The 18,587-nt window shown below is 70.4% G+C and carries 15 protein-coding genes; 14 read left to right on the top strand and 1 reads right to left on the bottom strand.

Going from position 1 to position 18,587, the window contains the following annotated elements; all coding sequences use genetic code 11:
- The first annotated feature begins 8 nt into the window (after nt 1–8).
- Nucleotides 9–1,184: a histidine kinase gene (locus tag ACIBKX_RS04920; protein ID WP_363273312.1), complete on the top strand. Its 1,176-nt coding sequence runs from the start codon at nt 9–11 to the stop codon at nt 1,182–1,184.
- Between the two features lie 111 nt (nt 1,185–1,295).
- Here the strand turns inward: ACIBKX_RS04920 and ACIBKX_RS04915 are convergent, their stop codons facing one another.
- Nucleotides 1,296–2,303 carry a rod shape-determining protein gene (locus ACIBKX_RS04915; RefSeq protein ID WP_363273313.1) on the bottom strand — a complete coding sequence of 336 codons (1,008 nt, stop codon included), beginning with the start codon at nt 2,301–2,303 and terminating at the stop codon, nt 1,296–1,298.
- A gap of 121 nt (nt 2,304–2,424) precedes the next feature.
- Here ACIBKX_RS04915 and ACIBKX_RS04910 point away from each other — a divergent pair, with 121 nt between their 5' ends.
- The 13 genes from ACIBKX_RS04910 (at nt 2,425) to ACIBKX_RS04850 (ending at nt 18,168) form a co-directional block, all read left to right on the top strand.
- Nucleotides 2,425–3,957: a folylpolyglutamate synthase/dihydrofolate synthase family protein gene (locus tag ACIBKX_RS04910; RefSeq protein ID WP_363273314.1), complete on the top strand. Its 1,533-nt coding sequence runs from the start codon at nt 2,425–2,427 to the stop codon at nt 3,955–3,957.
- 4 nt (nt 3,958–3,961) lie between these two features.
- Nucleotides 3,962–4,324, top strand: a complete 363-nt coding sequence (locus ACIBKX_RS04905; protein ID WP_363273315.1) for a DUF4233 domain-containing protein — start codon at nt 3,962–3,964, stop codon at nt 4,322–4,324.
- Nucleotides 4,325–4,571: 247 nt separating this feature from the next.
- Nucleotides 4,572–4,985, top strand: coding sequence for a nucleoside-diphosphate kinase (ndk, locus tag ACIBKX_RS04900; RefSeq protein WP_363273316.1), 414 nt, complete (start codon nt 4,572–4,574; stop codon nt 4,983–4,985).
- A 330-nt stretch (nt 4,986–5,315) separates the two neighbouring features.
- Nucleotides 5,316–6,335: a rod shape-determining protein gene (locus ACIBKX_RS04895; protein ID WP_030362602.1), complete on the top strand. Its 1,020-nt coding sequence runs from the start codon at nt 5,316–5,318 to the stop codon at nt 6,333–6,335.
- Between the two features lie 238 nt (nt 6,336–6,573).
- Entirely contained in the window at nt 6,574–7,527 is a 954-nt protein-coding gene (mreC, locus tag ACIBKX_RS04890) for a rod shape-determining protein MreC (RefSeq protein WP_363273317.1), read from the top strand.
- A 13-nt stretch (nt 7,528–7,540) separates the two neighbouring features.
- Entirely contained in the window at nt 7,541–8,215 is a 675-nt protein-coding gene (mreD, locus tag ACIBKX_RS04885; protein ID WP_363273318.1) for a rod shape-determining protein MreD, read from the top strand.
- Nucleotides 8,216–8,276: 61 nt separating this feature from the next.
- A complete protein-coding gene (gene mrdA, locus ACIBKX_RS04880; protein ID WP_363273319.1) occupies nt 8,277–10,454 on the top strand; it encodes a penicillin-binding protein 2 in 2,178 nt (725 codons plus the stop codon).
- 53 nt (nt 10,455–10,507) lie between these two features.
- Nucleotides 10,508–11,659 carry a rod shape-determining protein RodA gene (gene rodA, locus ACIBKX_RS04875; protein WP_399375670.1) on the top strand — a complete coding sequence of 384 codons (1,152 nt, stop codon included), beginning with the start codon at nt 10,508–10,510 and terminating at the stop codon, nt 11,657–11,659.
- 49 nt (nt 11,660–11,708) lie between these two features.
- Nucleotides 11,709–13,286, top strand: a complete 1,578-nt coding sequence (locus ACIBKX_RS04870) for a CYTH and CHAD domain-containing protein (protein WP_363273321.1) — start codon at nt 11,709–11,711, stop codon at nt 13,284–13,286.
- A 52-nt stretch (nt 13,287–13,338) separates the two neighbouring features.
- The gene (locus tag ACIBKX_RS04865) at nt 13,339–15,264 is read left to right on the top strand and encodes a TIGR03960 family B12-binding radical SAM protein (protein WP_363273322.1); all 1,926 of its coding nucleotides are present in this window, start codon (nt 13,339–13,341) and stop codon (nt 15,262–15,264) included.
- 27 nt (nt 15,265–15,291) lie between these two features.
- Nucleotides 15,292–15,888 carry a GNAT family N-acetyltransferase gene (locus tag ACIBKX_RS04860; RefSeq protein ID WP_363273324.1) on the top strand — a complete coding sequence of 199 codons (597 nt, stop codon included), beginning with the start codon at nt 15,292–15,294 and terminating at the stop codon, nt 15,886–15,888.
- 15 nt (nt 15,889–15,903) lie between these two features.
- Nucleotides 15,904–17,316, top strand: a complete 1,413-nt coding sequence (locus tag ACIBKX_RS04855; RefSeq protein ID WP_363273325.1) for a hypothetical protein — start codon at nt 15,904–15,906, stop codon at nt 17,314–17,316.
- Between the two features lie 48 nt (nt 17,317–17,364).
- Complete coding sequence (locus tag ACIBKX_RS04850; protein WP_363273327.1) at nt 17,365–18,168, top strand: TIGR03936 family radical SAM-associated protein; 804 nt, start codon at nt 17,365–17,367, stop codon at nt 18,166–18,168.
- The last annotated feature ends 419 nt before the right edge of the window (nt 18,169–18,587 follow it).

Below are 18,587 nucleotides of genomic sequence, written 5' to 3'. Positions count from 1 at the left end.
TGGAGAGCATGCACGACCTGCCCGCCGTCCCGGCGATTCGCCAGGCGGCGGCCGCGGGCCGTCGCCTCGCCGGGCGCTGGGCGCGGGCGCCCCGCGTCCAGGACGTGCTGACCGCGCTGAGCTGTCTGGCCCTGATGAGCCTGGACATCCCCGGCCTCGCGGAGGCGGACAACTCCCTGAACGGCGCCTCGGCCGCCCTCGTCCTCACGCTCGGCGCGGCCTCGCTGCTGCTGCGCCGGTCGGCGCCCTGGGTGACGTACGCGGTCGCGCTCGCCCTCATCGGCTGGCTGCACGAGCTGACGCTTGCGCAGTTCGCGCTGTACTCCCTGGGGCGGTACCGGGGGCGGCTCGCGGGGACGCTCGGTGTCATCGGCTATGTGGCCTTCTCGTACGCCATGTTCAGCATGCCCGGCTGGCCGGTGCACCGGGGGGACACGGTCAGCTCCTTCCTGAGCCTTGTCGTGCCGATCGGGGTGCTGGCGGCGGGGGTCGGGGTCGCGGCCAACCGGCAGGACCTGGTGCGGGAGCTGCAGGCGCAGCGGGCGGAGACGGACACGTTGCACGCCGTGCAGCGGGAGCGGACCCGGATCGCGCGTGACGTGCACGATTTCGTGGGGCGTGAGCTGACGCTGCTGAGCGTGCGGTCGCAGGTGCTCGCGCGGCGGGCCTCCGGCGGTGGGCACTCGGAGGGGTTCTTCGAGGAGGGCTTCGAGGAGCTTTCGGAGACTGCCCGGTCGGCGCATCGGATGCTGAACGAGATCATCGTGCGGCGGGGTGTGGACGGTGCGCCCACTCCCGGGCTGGACGCGTTGGCCGAGCTCGCGGCGCGCAGTGAGCTGGCCGGGAGCCCGGTCGATCTGCTGATCGACGGGGCGGCGTACCGGCTTTCGCCGATTCGGCAGGCGGCTGTGCACCGGGTGGTGCAGGAGTGTCTGACCAACGCGGCGAAGCATGCGCCGGGGGAGCGGGTGGACGTCCGGGTGCAGCTGGCGGAGGGGGAGCTGCGGGTCCGGGTCCGCAACGCGCTGGCGGCGGTCCCCCCGGGCACCCCGCCGGTCTCGTCGGGCACGGGCACGGCCGGGATGGCCGAGCGGGTCCACACGGTGGGCGGCAGTTTCGCGGCGGGGCCGCGGGATTCCGCTTACGAGGTCCTGGCCACCCTCCCGGCGGGTGACCTGGCTTAGCTCTGTCCGGTCCTCTCCCTGCCCTGGGGCCTGCCCTATCGCTTGCCCGGCGGTGGGGCTGTGCCCACCCGTTCCGCCCTGCGGAACGCCTGCCCACAGCGAAGCCGGCAATTACGCCGCCGACATCACCCTCTCCAGCGCGTCGAAGTCCTCCACGCACCTCCCGCAGCCCAGTGCCACGCTGTCCAGGGGGTTCTCCGCGGCGAAGACCGGGATGCCGGTGGCCGAGGCCAGACGGAGGTCGAGGCCGGGGAGGAGGGCGCCGCCGCCGGTCAGGACGATGCCGTGTTCCATGATGTCGCCGGACAGCTCCGGCGGGCACTCCTCCAGGGTCGCGCGGACCGCGGAGATGATCGCCTCCACCGGCTCGTCGAGCGCCGCCCGCACCTCCCGCACCGTCAGCTCCACCGTCTTGGGGAGGCCGCCCACCTTCTCCCGGCCCCGCACCGTGAAGGTCCGGGACTCGATGTCGTCCTCGCCCGGCACCGGCCACGCCGAGCCGATCGCGACCTTGATGTCCTCGGCGGTCCGCTCGCCGATCAGCAGGGCGTGCTCCTTGCGTACGTAGTCCGTGACGGCGGCGTCGAGCCGGTCGCCCCCGACCCGCAGCGACTGCGCCGTGACGATCCCGCCCAGGGAGATGACGGCCACCTCCGACGTGCCGCCGCCGATGTCGACCACCATCGAACCCCGCGGCTCGGCGACCGGAAGCCCCGCCCCGATCGCCGCGGCCATCGGCTCCTCCACCAGATGCACGGCCCGTGCCCCCGCCCGATGCGACGCCTGCACGATCGCCCGCCGCTCGACCGGAGTGACCCCGCTCGGCACGCACACCACCATCCGGGTACGGGGCCGGCGCCCCGGCACCGCCTTGCGCACGAAGTGCCGGATCATCTCCTCGGCGGCCTCGTAGTCGCTGATCACCCCGTCACGGAGCGGGCGGATGGCGGTGATGGACCCCGGCGTACGACCGATCGTCTCCTTGGCCTCCGTGCCGACCGCGAGGGCCGCCCGCGCCCCCTCCTTCACGGCGACCACGGAGGGTTCGTTGAGCACGATGCCCTGACCGCGCACGTAGAGGAGGGTGTTCGCTGTGCCGAGGTCGATGCCTATGTCCATGATCGCCAAGTTTGCCCGCCGATTCCCCGGATGGGCGGGACCTTGGTCCTGAATCGGTAAGGACCAAAGTCCCGACAGGTCCCGACGGCGGCTGTCGGTGCCGCTCCGTAGACTGAGGTACGTGAGTGACCTCCCCCAGCACGACGGCCCGCACGACAACGACGACCACCCCGGCAGCGGCGACGGTTTCGACGAGATCGTCGAGGCCGAGACCGACCGCGACCCCGACCTCGCCGTGATCGAGGCCGGCAGCCGCACCCTGCGCACCCAGGCAGGCCCGCCGCAGGGCGACGTCCCGGCCCGCCCCACCGACCCGGAGGTGGACAAGGCGCTGCGCGAGGTCGAGACGGAGCTCGCGGGCCGCTGGGGCGAGACGAAGCTGGAGCCGTCCGTCAGCCGCATCGCCGCGCTGATGGACGTCCTGGGCGAACCCCAGCGGGCGTACCCGTCGATCCACATCACGGGGACGAACGGCAAGACGTCCACGGCCCGCATGATCGAGGCCCTGTTCTCGGCCTTCGAGCTGCGCACCGGGCGTTACACCTCGCCCCACGTCCAGTCGATCACCGAGCGGATCAGCCTGGACGGCGCCCCCATCGAGGCCGAGCGCTTCGTGGAGACGTACAACGACATCAAGCCGTACGTCGAGATGGTCGACACCCAGCAGGAGTACCGGCTCTCGTTCTTCGAGGTGCTGACCGGCATGGCGTACGCCGCCTTCGCCGACGCGCCCGTGGACGTCGCCGTCGTCGAGGTCGGCATGGGCGGCAGCTGGGACGCGACGAACGTGATCGACGGCTCGGTCGCCGTCATCACCCCCATCGACCTGGACCACACGGACCGCCTGGGCTCCACGCCCGGCGAGATCGCCAAGGAGAAGGCCGGCATCATCAAGCCGGACGCGACGGTGATCATGGCCCAGCAGCCGGTGGACGCCGCGCAGGTGCTCCTGAAGAAGGCCGTCGAGGTCGACGCGACGGTCGCCCGCGAGGGCCTGGAGTTCGGCGTGGTCTCCCGTCAGGTCGCGGTCGGCGGCCAGCTCCTGACCTTGCGCGGTCTCGGCGGGGAGTACGAGGAAGTGTTCCTGCCGCTGCACGGCGAGCACCAGGCGCACAACGCGGCGGTGGCGCTCGCCGCCGTCGAGGCGTTCTTCGGCATCGGCTCCCAGCACGCCCGGCCGCTGGACGTCGACACGATCCGCAAGGCCTTCGCCACGGTCTCGTCACCGGGACGCCTGGAGGTCGTGCGCCGCTCGCCCACGGTCGTCCTGGACGCCGCGCACAACCCGGCGGGTGCCCGCGCCACCGCCGCCGCGATCAGCGAGGTCTTCGACTTCAGCAATCTCATCGGCGTGGTCGGCGCGAGCGACGGCAAGGACATGAAGGGGCTGCTCGAAGCCTTCGAGCCGATCTTCGCCGAGGTCGTCGTCACGCAGAACTCCAGCCATCGCTCGATGGACGCGGACGCCCTTGCCGCGATCGCCGTGGAGGTCTTCGGCGACGACCGCGTCCAGGTCGAGCCGCGCCTTCCGGACGCGCTGGAAGCCGCGATCACCCTCGCCGAGGAAGAGGGGGAGTACGCGGGCGGCGGTGTCCTCGTCACCGGCTCCGTCATCACCGTCGGCGAGGCCCGACTGCTCCTGGGGAGGGGCTGACTCCGTGCGTACGCTCTGTGCTTCGACGCTGATCGGCGAGTTCTTCGTCATCGGCTTCGCCGGTCTGGTCGCGATGAAGGACCCGGACCTGTCCATGGGCACGGTCTGGACGGTCAGCGGCATCGCGATGCTGCTGAGCGTGCTGCTGTGCGGAATGATCACCCGCCCCGGCGGCGTGCAGCTCGGCTGGGCGCTGCAGATCGCGCTGATCGCCAGCGGCTTCATCGTGCCGACGATGTTCTTCCTGGGCGCGGTCTTCGCCGCCCTGTGGTGGGCGTCGATCCACTTCGGCCGGAAGATCGACGAGGCGAAGGCCCGCTTCGCGGCGATGGCGGAGGCGGGGCCCGAGGCGGAGGCCGGGGCCTAGGGCCTGTCCGGCGGATCTTGCCCGGGACGCGGCGGCCTGGCACGCGCATCTGCCGCGTCGCGGCACCCGGTCCGTGCTCCCCGCCTCTGCGGGGATGGTCCCGGCCTTCCCTTTTGGTCGCCTTGGTGCGGATCCTGCTCCCGCGCATGCGGGGCTGCCAGGTCGGTCCGGGTGCCGCCCAGGCGGCCGCACCCGATAGCCTCGGGCTCATCACGCACGTTTCCTGGTCTGCAAGGAGCCGCACCACATGACCCAGCGCACCCTCGTCCTCCTCAAGCCGGACGCTGTCCGCCGCTCACTGGTCGGCGAGGTCGTCGGCCGTATCGAGCGCAAGGCCGACTGGAAGATCACGGCGCTGGAGCTGCGCACGCTGGACCGGGCCACTCTGGAGCAGCACTACGCCGAGCACGTCGGCCGCCCGTTCTACGAGCCGCTCGTCGAGTTCATGCTCTCCGGCCCGGTCGTCGCGCTCGTCGTCGAGGGTGAGCGGGTCATCGAGGGCGTGCGCGCGCTCGCCGGTCCGACCGACCCGATCGCCGCCGCGCCCGGTTCCATCCGCGGCGACTTCGGCACCATCGTCCGGGAGAACCTGATCCACGCCTCGGACTCCGAGGAGTCGGCCGAGCGCGAGCTGAAGATCTTCTTCCCGGGTGTCGCCTAGTTCGATCGCGTACGCGGGTTCGTAAAGAATCGCGTAAAGACTTCTGACGCTCAGTCAGCAGGGCCCGCGCCCTGACCAGGGGTGGCCGAGGAAAAATCGGCCGCCCCTTGGCATATGCACCCCCATTGGGGGAACCCGTGCCTCCGATGGCACGTCTCCAGAAGCGGGACGGCTCATCATCTGCTGACAATGGCGAAGACCCTAGCGCCGTGTTCGTGCAGGCGAGACTACGATGTAAGCCTCCACGCCACACAGCACCCACCTCGCCTACCTAAAAAGCCATCACACGCTTCACCTGGGAAGGCCAGACGCATCCTCATGGGGAACAACATGTCGTTCATCGGCCGTGACATGGCTGTCGACCTCGGGACCGCCAACACGCTGGTGTACGTCAGGGGTCGGGGGATCGTACTCAACGAGCCGTCCGTCGTCGCGATCAACACCAACACCGGTGGCATCCTCGCCGTCGGAGCCGAAGCCAAGAAGATGATCGGTCGCACGCCCGGCAACATCGTGGCCGTGCGTCCGCTGAAGGACGGCGTCATCGCCGACTTCGAGATCACCGAGCGGATGCTCCGCTACTTCATCCTGAAGATCCACAAGCGGCGCTATCTCGCCCGCCCGCGGGTCGTCGTCTGTGTGCCCTCCGGCATCACCGGAGTCGAGCGCCGCGCCGTCATCGAGGCCTCCTCGCAGGCCGGTGCGCGCCAGGTGCACATCATCGAGGAGCCCATGGCCGCGGCCATCGGCTCCGGCCTGCCGGTCCACGAGGCCACGGGCAATATGGTCGTCGACATCGGCGGCGGCACCACCGAAGTCGCCGTCATCTCGCTCGGCGGAATCGTCACGGCACAGTCGATCCGCGTCGCGGGCGACGAGCTGGACAACGCGATCATCCAGCACATCAAGAAGGAGTACTCCCTCCTCCTCGGCGAGCGCACGGCCGAGCAGATCAAGATCACCATCGGTTCGGCGTACGACATGGACGCCGACGAGCACACCGAGATCCGCGGCCGGGACCTGGTCTCCGGGCTGCCCAAGACGGTCGTCATCTCCGCCGCCGAGGTCCGCAAGGCCATCGAGGAGCCGGTCAACGCGATCGTCGACGCGGTCAAGACGACCCTCGACAAGTGCCCGCCCGAGCTGTCGGGTGACGTCATGGACCGCGGCATCGTTCTCACCGGAGGCGGCGCCCTGCTGCGCGGCCTCGACGAGCGGCTGCGCCGCGAGACGGGCATGCCGATCCACATCGCCGAGGACCCGCTGGACAGCGTGGCGCTCGGCTCCGGCAAGTGCGTCGAGGAGTTCGAGGCGTTGCAGCAGGTGCTTGACGCCCAGCCGCGCAGATGATCTGACGCGAAAAGGTCCGCCGTACGAGTGCCTGCCACTTCGTACGGCGGATCGTTGATATAGAGGCAAGACCGGACAGACGAGACAGACAAGAAAAGGCATAACAATTCCGCGGCGACCGCAGACGCCGCGGAATCCGATTGCATACCTTTGCTCTGAGTTACCCAGATGCCCAGAGCCACGCAGACTTGCTCACAATTCAACGGATTTCCAACTGAGGAAGGCACGGCCGCCGCACGTGAGGGACACACGAGAGAGCCGGCTGCTCCTGGTGCTGCTGATCGCCATCGCGTTCGCTTTGATCACGGTGGACATCCGAGGCGGCGAGGACTCGCCGGTCGACGGTGCCCGACAGGCCGCCGCCACGGTCTTCGGCCCGGTCGAGGACGGCGTATCGTCCGCCGTCGACCCGATCGGCAATGCCATCGGCGCGGTCCGGGACTCCGGTGACCGGCATGACCGGATCGCCGAACTCGAGCGTCAGAACGCCGCGTTGAAGGCGAAGCTCGGCAGCGACGACCGCAACCGCAGCCGGGTCAGACAGCTGGACAGCATGCTGAAGAAGGCCGGCGCGGGACAGTACGGCATCAAGGGCGCCGAGGTCATCGGCATAGGAGCGGCCCAGGGCTTCTCCTGGACCGTGACGATCGACGCGGGCGCCAATGACGGGCTCAAGCGCGACATGACCGTACTGAACGGCGACGGACTGGTCGGCCGCGTCACCACCGTCGGCCCCAGCACCGCGACCGTGCTGCTCGCCAACGACCCCGACTTCACCGTCGGCACCCGCATGGAGAAGACCGACGAGCTCGGCTTCGCCACCGGACAGGGCGACCGCCCGCTCTCGGTGCAGATGCTCAACGGCAAGGCCAAGGTGAAGAAGGGCGACCGGCTCGTCACCTTCGGCTCGCAGGCCGACAAGCCGTTCGTGCCGGGCGTCCCGGTCGGCGAGGTCGTCCGCGTCGACCCCTCCGGCGGCGACCTGACGCGCAACATCTACATCAAGCCGTACGTCGGCTTCACCAAGCTGGACATCGTCGGCGTCGTCGTCGAGGCGCCTCGCGAGGACCCGCGCGACACGGTCCTGCCGAAGAAGCCCGAGAAGCCGAAGCCGACCCCCACGGTGACCGTCACGGCCACCCCCTCGGGGCAGCCCCCGGCCGACGGCGTCGACAACGGCAACGAGCAGTAGGAGATCCGGACCCATGCGCTTCAACCGAATCCTGCTCTCCACCACCCTGGTCGTCGTGGCCCTGGTCATCCAGGTCAGCGTCCTCGCCCGGCTGCAACTGCCCGGCGCGGTCCCGGACTTGGTGCTGCTCACCGTGCTCGGCCTCGCGCTGGTCTACGGCCATGTGGGCGGCGCCCTCATCGGCTTCGGCGCCGGACTGCTCTGTGACCTCGCCCCGCCGGCCGACCACGCCGCCGGGCGGTACGCCCTGGTGCTCTGCGTCATCGGCTATCTCGCGGGCCTCGCCAAGCCGGAGACCGGGCGGCTCAGGTCCGCGTCCGGCCCGCTCGTCGTGGTCGTCGGCGCCGCCATCGGCTCGACACTGCTGTACGCCGGTGTGGGCGCCCTCGTCGGGGACACCGCCGCCCGCCATGTGGGCCTGGGCGGGCTGCTCTTCACCGCCGCCCTCTACGACCTGCTGCTCGCGCCGTTCACCGTGCCGCTGATCATCGCGCTCGCCCGGCGTGCCGAGAACGACCCGCTGGGCGAGAGCTCCTCGGGCGGCAAGGCCACCGACGTATCGGCCGGCTGGCTCTCCTCGGGCACCGGCCTGCGCATCGGCAGCCAGCGCGGCGGCGGACTGCGGATGAAGGCCGCCAAGGCCCGCGTCGCGCGCGCCGGACGCATCAAGGGGGTCAAGCGCCTGTGAGGGCACGGCACTTGAGGGCACGGCACCGCACGCCAGGTTTCAGCCCCAGGGGAGGGGAGAAGTGACCAACATCCCGGAAACCGGACGGACCCCACGGGTCCAGATCCGCCTCGTCGTCATCCAGATCCTCGTACTCTCCCTGCTCCTCACCCTCGGCGGCCGCCTCTGGTACCTCCAGGTCCGCAACGGCGAGGAGTACGCCAAGGAAGCCTCCGGCAACCACGTCCAGCAGGTCGTCCAGCCCGCCGTACGCGGCTCGATCCTCGACGCCCGCGGCGTCCCGATCGCCGACAACCAGACCCGTCTGGTGGTCTCCGCGTCCCGCACCGACCTGATGAAGATGGAGGACGACGGCAAGGCGGTCCTCGCCAAGCTCGCCGACGTCCTCGGCATGAGCGCGAAGGACGTCGCCGAGAAGGTCCGCCTCTGCGACTCCAAGACCCCGCAGCCCTGCTGGAACGGCTCGCCCTACCAGCCGATCCCGATCACCGACGAGGCCACGCCCAAGCAGGCCCTGCAGATCCGCGAGCGCTCGGAGGACTTCCCCGGCATCACCGCCGAGCCCACCGCCGTGCGCCGCTACGCCGCACCCGGCAAGTCCAACACCGCGCAGGTGCTCGGCTATCTCTCGCCGGTCACCGACGAGGAGATCACCAAGGCCGAGCACACCGACTCGCCGTTCCTCCGCTCCGACCAGGTCGGCCGGTCAGGACTTGAGCGGACCTACGACGCCCAGCTGCGCGGCAAGGCCGGCGTCACCCGCTACGAGGTCGACAAGCTCGGCCGCGTCCTCGGCAAGGCCAAGGCCGACCCGGCCGAGCCCGGCGCGAACGTCGTCACCAGCATCGACGCGCGCGTCCAGGCGCTGTCCGAGTACTGGCTCAACGACGCGATGAAGAAGGCCCGCCAGGAGTTCGACAAGAACACCAACGAGAACTACAAGGCCGACGCGGGCGCCGTCGTCGTCATGGAGAACAAGACCGGCCGCATCGTCTCCATGGCCTCCAACCCGACGTACGACCCGAACGCCTGGGTCGGCGGCATCTCCGGCAAGGACTACGCGAAGCTCACGGGCAAGAAGTCCAACTACCCGCTCCTGAACCGCGCCATCCAGGGCCAGGCGGCCCCCGGCTCGATCTTCAAGGTCATCCCGACCACCGCCGCCGTCAACGCGGGCTACGACTTCAACGGGCGCTACCCGTGCCCCAGCTCATACTCCATCGGCGGCCAGACCTTCAAGAACTTCGAGTCCAAGGGCCACGGCTCCATCACCCTCGGCCAGGCCCTAGAGGTCTCCTGCGACACCGTCTACTACAAGCTCTCGCACGACCAGTGGGCCAAGGACGGCGGCAACAAGCCGAAGAAGGACGCCAAGGACTGGTTCTACAAGACCGCCCACCAGTTCGGCCTCGGCAAGGAGACCGGCGTCGACCTGCCCAACGAGGTCAGCGGCCGCGTCCCGGACCGCCAGTGGAAGAAGGACTACTGGAAGGCCAACAAGGACGGCTGGTGCAAGCAGGGCAAGAAGGACGGCGACTACGTCCAGAAGATCGCGTACGAGAACTGCCTCGAAGGCATGAAGATGCGCGCCGGTGACTCCGTCAACTACTCCATCGGCCAGGGCGACACCCTCGTCACGCCGATCCAGATGGCGACGATCTACTCCGCGATCGCCAACGGCGGCACCCTCTACGACCCCACCGTCGGCAAGGCGATCATCAGCGCCGACGGAAAGCAGGTCCAGGAGCTCAAGCCGAAGTCGCACGGCAAGCTGCCGATGGACCAGAAGACGCGCAAGGACATAGACGGTGCGCTCGCCGACGTCGCGACCCAGGGCACCGCGGCCTGGCGGTTCGGCGGCTGGCCGCAGGACAAGATCCCGATGCACGCCAAGACGGGTACGGCGGAGGTCTACGGCAAGCAGACCACCTCGTGGTTCGCGACGTACACCAAGGACTATTCGATCGTGATGACGATCTCCCAGGGCGGTACGGGTTCCGGAGCCTCGGGACCCGCCGTCCGCAAGATCTACGACGGCATCTACGGCCTGGACGAGAACGGCAAGCAGGACCTCAAGAAGGCCCTGCTGCCCCAGCCGCAGAAGAACCTGCCGAAGATCGAGACCGACGGTTCGATCGACTCCCCGAAGATCAAGCCGTACAAGCCCGAGGCACCCAAGCCGCCGCAGGAGCAGCAGGAACTGGCGGCGGGCACGCCCGAGAACTGGAGGCGTGACTAGTGGCCGGCAACAGTGGCTTCTCCGTCTCCGGATACGGCCCCGAGCGCTCGAAGATGTCGATGTCGCGGCTGCTCGCCCGCGACTCCCTGGTCCGCAGGCTCGACTGGCCGATACTGCTGTCGGCGCTCGCGCTCTCCGCGATCGGCTCCGCGCTCGTCTACTCGGCCACCCGCAACCGCACCGAGCTCGTCGGCGACGACCCGTACGCCTTCGTGCTCAAGCACCTCCTGAACATCGGCATCGGGATCGCCCTGATGGCCGGCACGATCTGGCTCGGCCACCGCACCCTGCGCACGGCCGTGCCGATCCTCTACGGCATCTCGGTCTTCCTGGTCCTCCTCGTCCTCACCCCGCTCGGCGCGACCATCAACGGCGCGCACGCGTGGATCGTGATCGGCGGCGGCTTCTCGCTCCAGCCGTCCGAGTTCGTGAAGATCACGATCATCCTGGGCATGGCGATGCTGCTCGCGGCGCGCGTCGACGCGGGCGACCGGGTCCACCCCGATCACCGCACGGTCGTCCAGGCCCTCGGTCTCGCCGTCGTACCGATACTGATCGTGCTCCTCATGCCCGACCTCGGGTCGGTCATGGTGATGGCGATGATCGTGCTCGGCGTCCTGCTCGCCTCCGGTGCCTCCAACCGCTGGGTCTTCGGACTCCTCGGCACGGGCGCGGCGGGCGCGGTCGCCGTCTGGCAGCTGGGCGTCCTCGACGACTACCAGATCGCCCGCTTCGCGGCCTTCGCCAACCCCGCGCTCGACCCGGCGGGCGTCGGCTACAACACCAACCAGGCGCGCATCGCCATCGGCTCCGGCGGCCTGACCGGAACCGGCCTGTTCAAGGGCTCGCAGACCACCGGACAGTTCGTCCCCGAGCAGCAGACGGACTTCGTCTTCACCGTCGCGGGCGAGGAGCTGGGCTTCGCGGGCGCGGGACTGATCCTGGTCCTGCTCGGCGTCCTGCTCTGGCGGGCCTGCCGCATCGCGCGCGAGACGACGGAGCTGTACGGCACGATCGTCGCCGCCGGGATCATCGCCTGGTTCGCGTTCCAGTCCTTCGAGAACATCGGGATGACCCTCGGCATCATGCCGGTGGCCGGCCTTCCGCTGCCGTTCGTCTCGTACGGAGGATCATCGATGTTCGCGGTGTGGGTGGCGGTCGGCCTGCTCCAGTCGATCAAGGTGCAACGGCCATTGTCGGCCTAGCGCTGCAGCGGGGCTGCCCAGGGTTCCGTTTCGCGTCTAGATTCGGTTCATGGGGCAGACGAAGCGGGAGATCGAGCGGAAGTACGACGTCGGGGCGCCGAACCTGGCGCTGCCCGACCTGACCGGCGTCGCCGGGATCGCACAGGTCCTCGACAAGGGCGTCGTCGACCTGGACGCCGTCTACTACGACACGGCCGACCAGGCCCTGCTCGCCTCCTCGATCACGCTGCGCCGCCGCACCGGCGGCGACGACGCGGGCTGGCACCTGAAACTGCCGGTGTCGCTCGCGGAGGGCGTGCGCGACGAGGTGCACGCCCCGCTGTCGGACGCGGTGCCGCGCGCGCTGTCCGGGCTCGTGCGCTCCCGGGTGCGGGACGCCGAACTGGCGCCCGTCGTCCGCCTGCTGTCCGCGCGGGACCTGAGCCATCTCGTCGACGACAAGGGCACGCTGCTCGCCGAGCTGAGCGTCGACCGGGTGCGGGCCGAGCGGCTCGGCGAGGGCGGCGGCACCGCGGAGTGGGCCGAGATCGAGGTGGAGCTGGCGGACGAGGCGGATCCCGCGCTCCTGGACAAGGTCGAGAAGCGGCTGCGCAAGGCGGGCGTGGAGCGGTCGACGTCCGCATCGAAGCTGGGCAGGGCATTCGCGGAGACGGCACCGAAGGAACGTAAGAAGAACAAGTCCAAGGGCGGCAAGAAGGCGGCCAAGGCCCCGGAAGCGGCCGCCGCGGAATCCACGCCCGTCACAGCCGCCGACCACGTCCTCGCCTACCTCCGCACCCAGCGCGACGCCCTGGTCGCCCTCGACCCCGACGTCCGCCGCGACCTCCCCGACTCCGTGCACCAGATGCGGGTCGCCACGCGCCGCATGCGCAGCGCCTTCCGGTCGTACGGGAAGCTCCTCGACCGCGCCGTCACCGACCCCATCGGCGAGGAGCTGAAGTGGCTCGCGGGGGAGCTGGGTGTCGACCGGGACCAGGAGGTCCTGACCGAGCGGCTCACCGCCCGCATCGCCGCCCTGCCCCGGACCCTCCTGCTCGGCCCGGTCCGCGGCCGCCTGCGCATCTGGACCGTCGCGCGCCGCAGCGGCTCGCGGCGCAGGACGGTCGCCGTGCTCGACGGGAAGCGGTACCTGGCGCTCCTGGAGTCCCTGGACGCGCTGCTCGCCGACCCCCCGCTGCTGCGGAAGGCCGCCGCCGCGCCCGCAGCCGACGCCCTCCCCAAGGCCGTACTGAAGGACTACGACCGTCTCGCGGGCCGCGTCGAGCACGCCCTCGCGCTGCCGCCCGGCGGCGAGCGGGACCTGGCGATGCACGAGGCCCGCAAGGCGGCCAAGCGCGCCCGGTACGCGGGCGAGGCGGCGACGCCGGCGCTCGGCAGACCCGCCAAGCGGTTCGCCAAGCGGATGAAGGCCGTCCAGACCGTGCTCGGCGACCACCAGGACAGCGTGGTGGCCCGCGACGCACTGCGGAACCTGGCGATCCAGGCCCACACGGCGGGCGAGACGGCGTTCACCTGGGGCCTCCTGTACGGCCAGGAGGAGTCGGCCGCCGCGGACCGGGAGCGGGAGCTGCCGGAGGTGTGGGCCCAGGCGTCGCAAGGGAAACTGCGGGCGGCGCTGGAGGGCTGAGCGCCGGGGTACGCTTGATGGTCACCCCTGCCAGCTCATGAGAGACGCCGAGATGCCTGTCGAGTCCGTCTTCCCACGCCTGGAAGCGCTTCTCCCGCACGTCCAGAAGCCCATCCAGTACGTCGGCGGAGAGCTCAACTCCACCGTCAAGGACTGGGACGCCTGCGACGTCCGCTGGGCGCTCATGTACCCGGACGCGTACGAGGTGGGTCTGCCCAATCAGGGCGTCATGATCCTCTACGAGGTACTGAACGAGCGCGAGGGTGTCCTCGCCGAGCGCACCTACAGCGTGTGGCCCGACCTCGAGGAGCTGATGCGGGAGCACAAGGTCCCGCAGTTCACCGTGGACAGCCACCGCCCCGTCGGTGCCTTCGACGTGTTCGGGCTCAGCTTCTCCACCGAGCTGGGCTACACGAACATGCTCACGGCGCTCGACCTGGCCGGGATTCCCCTGGAGTCCAAGGACCGCACGATCGACGACCCGATCGTCCTCGCCGGAGGCCACGCCGCCTTCAACCCCGAGCCGATCGCCGACTTCATCGACGCCGCGATCATCGGTGACGGCGAGCAGGCCGTGCTCGACATGACCGAGATCATCCGGACGTGGAAGGCCGAGGGCCGCCCCGGCGGCCGTGAAGAGGTCCTCTTCCGGCTCGCGCGGACCGGTTCGGTCTACGTCCCCGGGTTCTACGACGTCGAGTACCTCCCGGACGGGCGGATCGGCCGCGTCGTACCGAACAAGTCGGGTGTCCCGTGGCGCGTGTCCAAGCACACCGTCATGGACCTGGACGAGTGGCCCTACCCGAAGCAGCCGCTCGTGCCGCTCGCGGAGACGGTCCACGAGCGGATGTCCGTCGAGATCTTCCGCGGCTGCACCCGCGGCTGCCGTTTCTGCCAGGCCGGCATGATCACGCGCCCCGTGCGGGAGCGAAGCATCACCGGCATCGGCGACATGGTGGAGAAGGGTCTCAAGGCGACCGGCTTCGAAGAGGTCGGCCTGCTCTCGCTCTCCTCCGCGGACCACACCGAGATCGCCGACGTCGCCAAGGGCCTCGCCGACCGGTACGAGGAGGACAAGATCGGTCTGTCCCTCCCCTCGACCCGCGTCGACGCCTTCAACATCGACCTGGCCAATGAGCTCACGCGCAACGGCCGCCGCTCCGGTCTCACCTTCGCCCCCGAAGGCGGCTCCGAGCGCATCCGCAAGGTCATCAACAAGATGGTCTCCGAGGACGACCTCATCCGGACCGTCTCCACCGCGTACGGCAACGGCTGGCGTCAGGTGAAGCTGTACTTCATGTGCGGCCTGCCGACCGAGACCGACGACGACGTGCTGCAGATCGCCGACATGGCGACCCGCGTGATCGCCGAGGGCCGCAAGGTCTCCGGCCAGAACGACATCCGCTGCACGGTCTCCATCGGCGGTTTCGTGCCCAAGCCGCACACGCCGTTCCAGTGGGCCCCGCAGCTGTCGGCCGAGGAGACGGACGCCCGGCTCACCAAGCTGCGCGACAAGATCCGCGGCGACAAGAAGTACGGCCGCTCGATCGGCTTCCGCTACCACGACGGCAAGCCCGGCATCGTCGAGGGCCTGCTCTCGCGCGGCGACCGCCGCATCGGCTCGGTCATCCGTGCCGTGTACGAGGACGGCGGCCGCTTCGACGGCTGGCGCGAGCACTTCTCGTACGACCGCTGGATGCAGTGCGCCGAGAAGACGCTGCCCGACTTCGGTGTGGACGTCGACTGGTACACGACGCGTGAGCGCACGTACGAGGAGGTCCTGCCCTGGGACCACCTGGACTCCGGTCTCGACAAGGACTGGCTCTGGGACGACTGGCAGGACTCGCTCGACGAGACCGAGGTCGAGGACTGCCGCTGGACCCCGTGCTTCGACTGTGGCGTGTGCCCGCAGATGCAGACCGAGATCCAGATCGGCCCGACCGGCAAGAAGCTGCTGCCGCTGACGGTCGTGAAGTAGAAGTAGAAGCAGAAGCAGAAGAAGCAGATGGCGCAGCCGGAGCCGGTGGGCGGAGCGGGTCCTCGACTCGTTCTGCCCACCGGCTCCGTGCATCGCTCCTTCGTCGCCGCGATGGAGGAGTTCCGCGCCGAGGGGCGTGGCGGCCCGGACGACGACACGACGCTCGGCAGCACCCTGCGCGACTACGGCGACAAATGGCACGACCCGGTGGTCTTCGAGCGCTACGTCACCGAGGTCCGCGCCGCGGCCCACCCCGCCGAGCCGCTCTCCGTACCCGTCACGACCCTCTGGTACGCGGACGGCGCGGAGTATCTCGGCCGCCTCGCCATCCGTCATCACGTCGGCACGCGCTTCCTGCGTGAGTACGGCGGCCACATCGGCTACGACGTCCGCCCCACCGCCCGCCGCCGCGGCCACGCCACGGCGATGCTGATCGGCTCTCTGCCGTACGCCCGTGAACTGGGCCTGGAATCCGTCCTGGTGACCTGCGACACCGACAACACCGGTTCGCGCAAGGTGATCGAGGGCGCGGGCGGCGTCTTCGAGGACCAGCGGGGCGGCAAGCTCCGCTACTGGGTTGCGACCGTCCCGACCGGCGCGTTGCCGAACCAGCACCCGAACTGACGCGTCTAGGACGGCATGGACCTGGAAAAGCGGCCTCCGCGGCAGCCGGAAGAGGCCGAACGAGCCGAAGGCTGCCTCGCGGTCGCCATCCGCCTTCCCGTGCGGATCGTCGTGCTCGTACTCGTCGTCCCCGTCCGCCTGTTGTGGGACGCGCTCGCCGCGTGCGGCCGTTTCGTCCACCTCCGCGGGCTGCGCCCCGTGGGCCGCGCCGTGGCCTGGCTGGGCCGGACCCTGATCGTGACGCCGCTGGACTGGCTGAACGAGTACGTCTTCACACCGGTCGGCCGGGGTCTTGGCGTCGGTGCGGTGTGGCTGTTCAAGGCGTTGTTCGTGTGGCCGTGGGTGGGGCTGTGGCGGTATGTGGTCGTGCCGGTGGGGCGCGGGCTCGGCTGGCTGGGGCGGGTGCTGGTCGTCGTTCCCGCCGTGTGGTTGTACGAGGCGGTCCTCACGCCTCTCGGGCACGGCATCGTGTGGTGCGTGCGCGGTACGGGCGCCGCGCTGGTGTGGCTGGGGCGGACCCTCTTCGTGATCCCGGCGGTCTGGCTCTACCGGTCGGCGCTGACGCCAATCGGGCACGGCATCACCTGGCTGGCGCGGGCGATCGGCGTCGGGATCGCGGCCACGGGGCGCGGGCTCGGCGTCGGTGCGGTGTGGCTGCTGAAGGCGTTGTTCGTGTGGCCGTGGGTGGGGCTGTGGCGGTATGTGGTCGTGCCGGTGGGGCGCGGGCTCGGGTGGCTCGGGCGGGTGCTGGTCGTCGTTCCGGCTGTCTGGTTGTACGAGGTCGTCCTTACGCCGATCGGGCAAGGCATCGCGTGGCTGGGGCGGGGGATCTGGGCCGGCGTTGCGTGGGCCGGCCGGGGGATCGGCCGGCTCGCGGTGGGCATCGGGGCCGGCGTCTGGTGGCTGCTGCGCGGGATCGGGACCGTACTGCGCTGGATCTTCGTCGTGCCCGCCGTCGCCGTGTGGCGCTGGGTGTTCGTACCCGTCGGGCGGGCCATCGGTGTCGTCGTACGCGAGATCGGTGACGCGCTCGGGCACGCGTGGCGCGTCGCCGGGCATGTGTCGCGGGCCTTCTGGCGGTTCCTCGGCAGGCTCCTGCGGTGGCTGTTCGTCGATCCGGTGCGCTGGGTCTACCGGTCCCTCCTCACGCCCGTCGGGCACGCCGTGCGCGACACGGTCTGGCGGCCCGCCGTCCAGGCCGCGAAGGAGGCCGGACGCGCCACCCGCCAGGCCCTCGCATCGGCGCGCCGCAGTGTGCGCGAGGCACGGGCGGATGTGCGGCGGATGCTGTTCGGGGCGCCGAAGGAGCGGGTGCCGGTGGCGGTCGCGCCGCACGGCCGGGAGCCCGTGCCCCAGGCCCGGCGGGAACCACATCCCGCCGAGGCACGTACTCTAGGTAGCAGTACGACCGCACTCACGAAGGACTGAACGACACTGGGCAAGCGACAGCCCGTAGGCCCGCCGCCCGCTCCCGCGGTGCAGCGCATCCGCCTGCGCTACACCAAGCGCGGCCGCCTCCGGTTCACCAGCCACCGTGACTTCCAGCGCGCCTTCGAGCGGGCGCTGCGCCGCGCCGAGGTGCCCATGGCGTACTCGGCGGGCTTCACCCCGCACCCGAAGGTGTCGTACGCCAATGCCGCACCCACCGGCACGGGCAGTGAGGCCGAGTATCTGGAGATCGCGCTCACCGAGCCGCGTGACCCCGACAAGCTGCGCGAGCTGCTCGACGAGTCGATGCCGGTCGGACTCGACATCGTGGACGCCGTCGAGTCGCACACCTCCGGTCTCGCCGACCGGCTCACCGCGTCCATCTGGGAGCTGCGCCTCGACGGCGTGGAGCCGGCGGACGCCGAGCGGGCCGCCGAGGCCTTCCGGGCCGCGGAGACCGTCGAGGTCCAGCGCCGCACGAAGAACGGCATCCGGACGTTCGACGCCCGCGAGGCCGTCGTGAGCCTGGCGGCCGTCAAGGCTGACGAAGCGCTTGCTCACGACACTGATAGGCCGACCGACCAGCCCTGTGCGATACTGCGGCTGGTTGTTCGGCACGTGACACCTGCCGTACGACCCGACGACGTCCTGTCCGGCCTCCGAGCTGTGGCCGACCTGGCGCCGCCGGTCCCCGCAGCGGTGACCAGGCTGGCGCAGGGGCTCCTTGACGAGGAGACCGGCACGGTGACCGACCCGCTCGCGCCCGACCGCGAGGCAGCCACGGCCCCACTTCAGAACGAAGGGGCAGCCGCTGCCGCCGCGAAGGCGTCGGCGCCGGAAGGTCCCGCGTAGGGAAGTCAGTCGAGAGCAACAGCAGCGCCGCCCTTGTACTCGGGAGCCACCTGGGTCGGGCAGCGCACTGACCGAGACTTTCGCCAGGCCGTCCGCATTTGGGCGTACGGAACCGGCGAGACAGACACATAGAGCTCCCGTGCGGCGCCCACGCCCCCGGATGGCGGCCCCGCGCAAGCGAAGCGAGGGCCGCGGACATCACCGGACCAGGCGCGGCGCCCGGGGGCCTGACGGGAGAACCGCCCGCATGCTTGAGCCGAACGAACCCACTGAGGGCTCGGAGAACAACACCCCCAGCGACACCCTGCCGCCGCGCCGCAGGCGCCGTGCGGCGTCGCGCCCCGCGGGCCCGCCCGGGGGCGCCGCCGAGGCCGCGGCTCCGGCCATACCGGCCACCCCCGCCGCCGCTGACACCGCCG

The sequence above is a fragment of the Streptomyces sp. NPDC050658 genome (assembly GCF_044457025.1).
In the GTDB taxonomy this organism is placed as follows: Bacteria; Actinomycetota; Actinomycetes; order Streptomycetales; family Streptomycetaceae; genus Streptomyces.
The sequence above is the reverse complement of the archived record's forward strand: the minus strand, read 5'-3'. Positions and strand labels throughout refer to the sequence as shown.

Bases quoted from the DNA above. Each gene is read 5' to 3' on its own strand.
- ndk (WP_363273316.1), top strand. From the start codon at position 4,572: ATGACCCAGCGCACCCTCGTCCTCCTCAAGCCGGACGCTGTCCGCCGC.
- ACIBKX_RS04855 (WP_363273325.1), top strand. From the start codon at position 15,904: ATGGACCTGGAAAAGCGGCCTCCGCGGCAGCCGGAAGAGGCCGAACGA.
- ACIBKX_RS04865 (WP_363273322.1), top strand. From the start codon at position 13,339: ATGCCTGTCGAGTCCGTCTTCCCACGCCTGGAAGCGCTTCTCCCGCAC.
- mreD (WP_363273318.1), top strand. From the start codon at position 7,541: ATGCGCTTCAACCGAATCCTGCTCTCCACCACCCTGGTCGTCGTGGCC.
- ACIBKX_RS04870 (WP_363273321.1), top strand. From the start codon at position 11,709: ATGGGGCAGACGAAGCGGGAGATCGAGCGGAAGTACGACGTCGGGGCG.
- rodA (WP_399375670.1), top strand. From the start codon at position 10,508: ATGTCGATGTCGCGGCTGCTCGCCCGCGACTCCCTGGTCCGCAGGCTC.
- ACIBKX_RS04915 (WP_363273313.1), bottom strand. From the start codon at position 2,303: ATGGACATAGGCATCGACCTCGGCACAGCGAACACCCTCCTCTACGTG.
- ACIBKX_RS04920 (WP_363273312.1), top strand. From the start codon at position 9: ATGCACGACCTGCCCGCCGTCCCGGCGATTCGCCAGGCGGCGGCCGCG.
- ACIBKX_RS04895 (WP_030362602.1), top strand. From the start codon at position 5,316: ATGTCGTTCATCGGCCGTGACATGGCTGTCGACCTCGGGACCGCCAAC.
- ACIBKX_RS04860 (WP_363273324.1), top strand. From the start codon at position 15,292: ATGGCGCAGCCGGAGCCGGTGGGCGGAGCGGGTCCTCGACTCGTTCTG.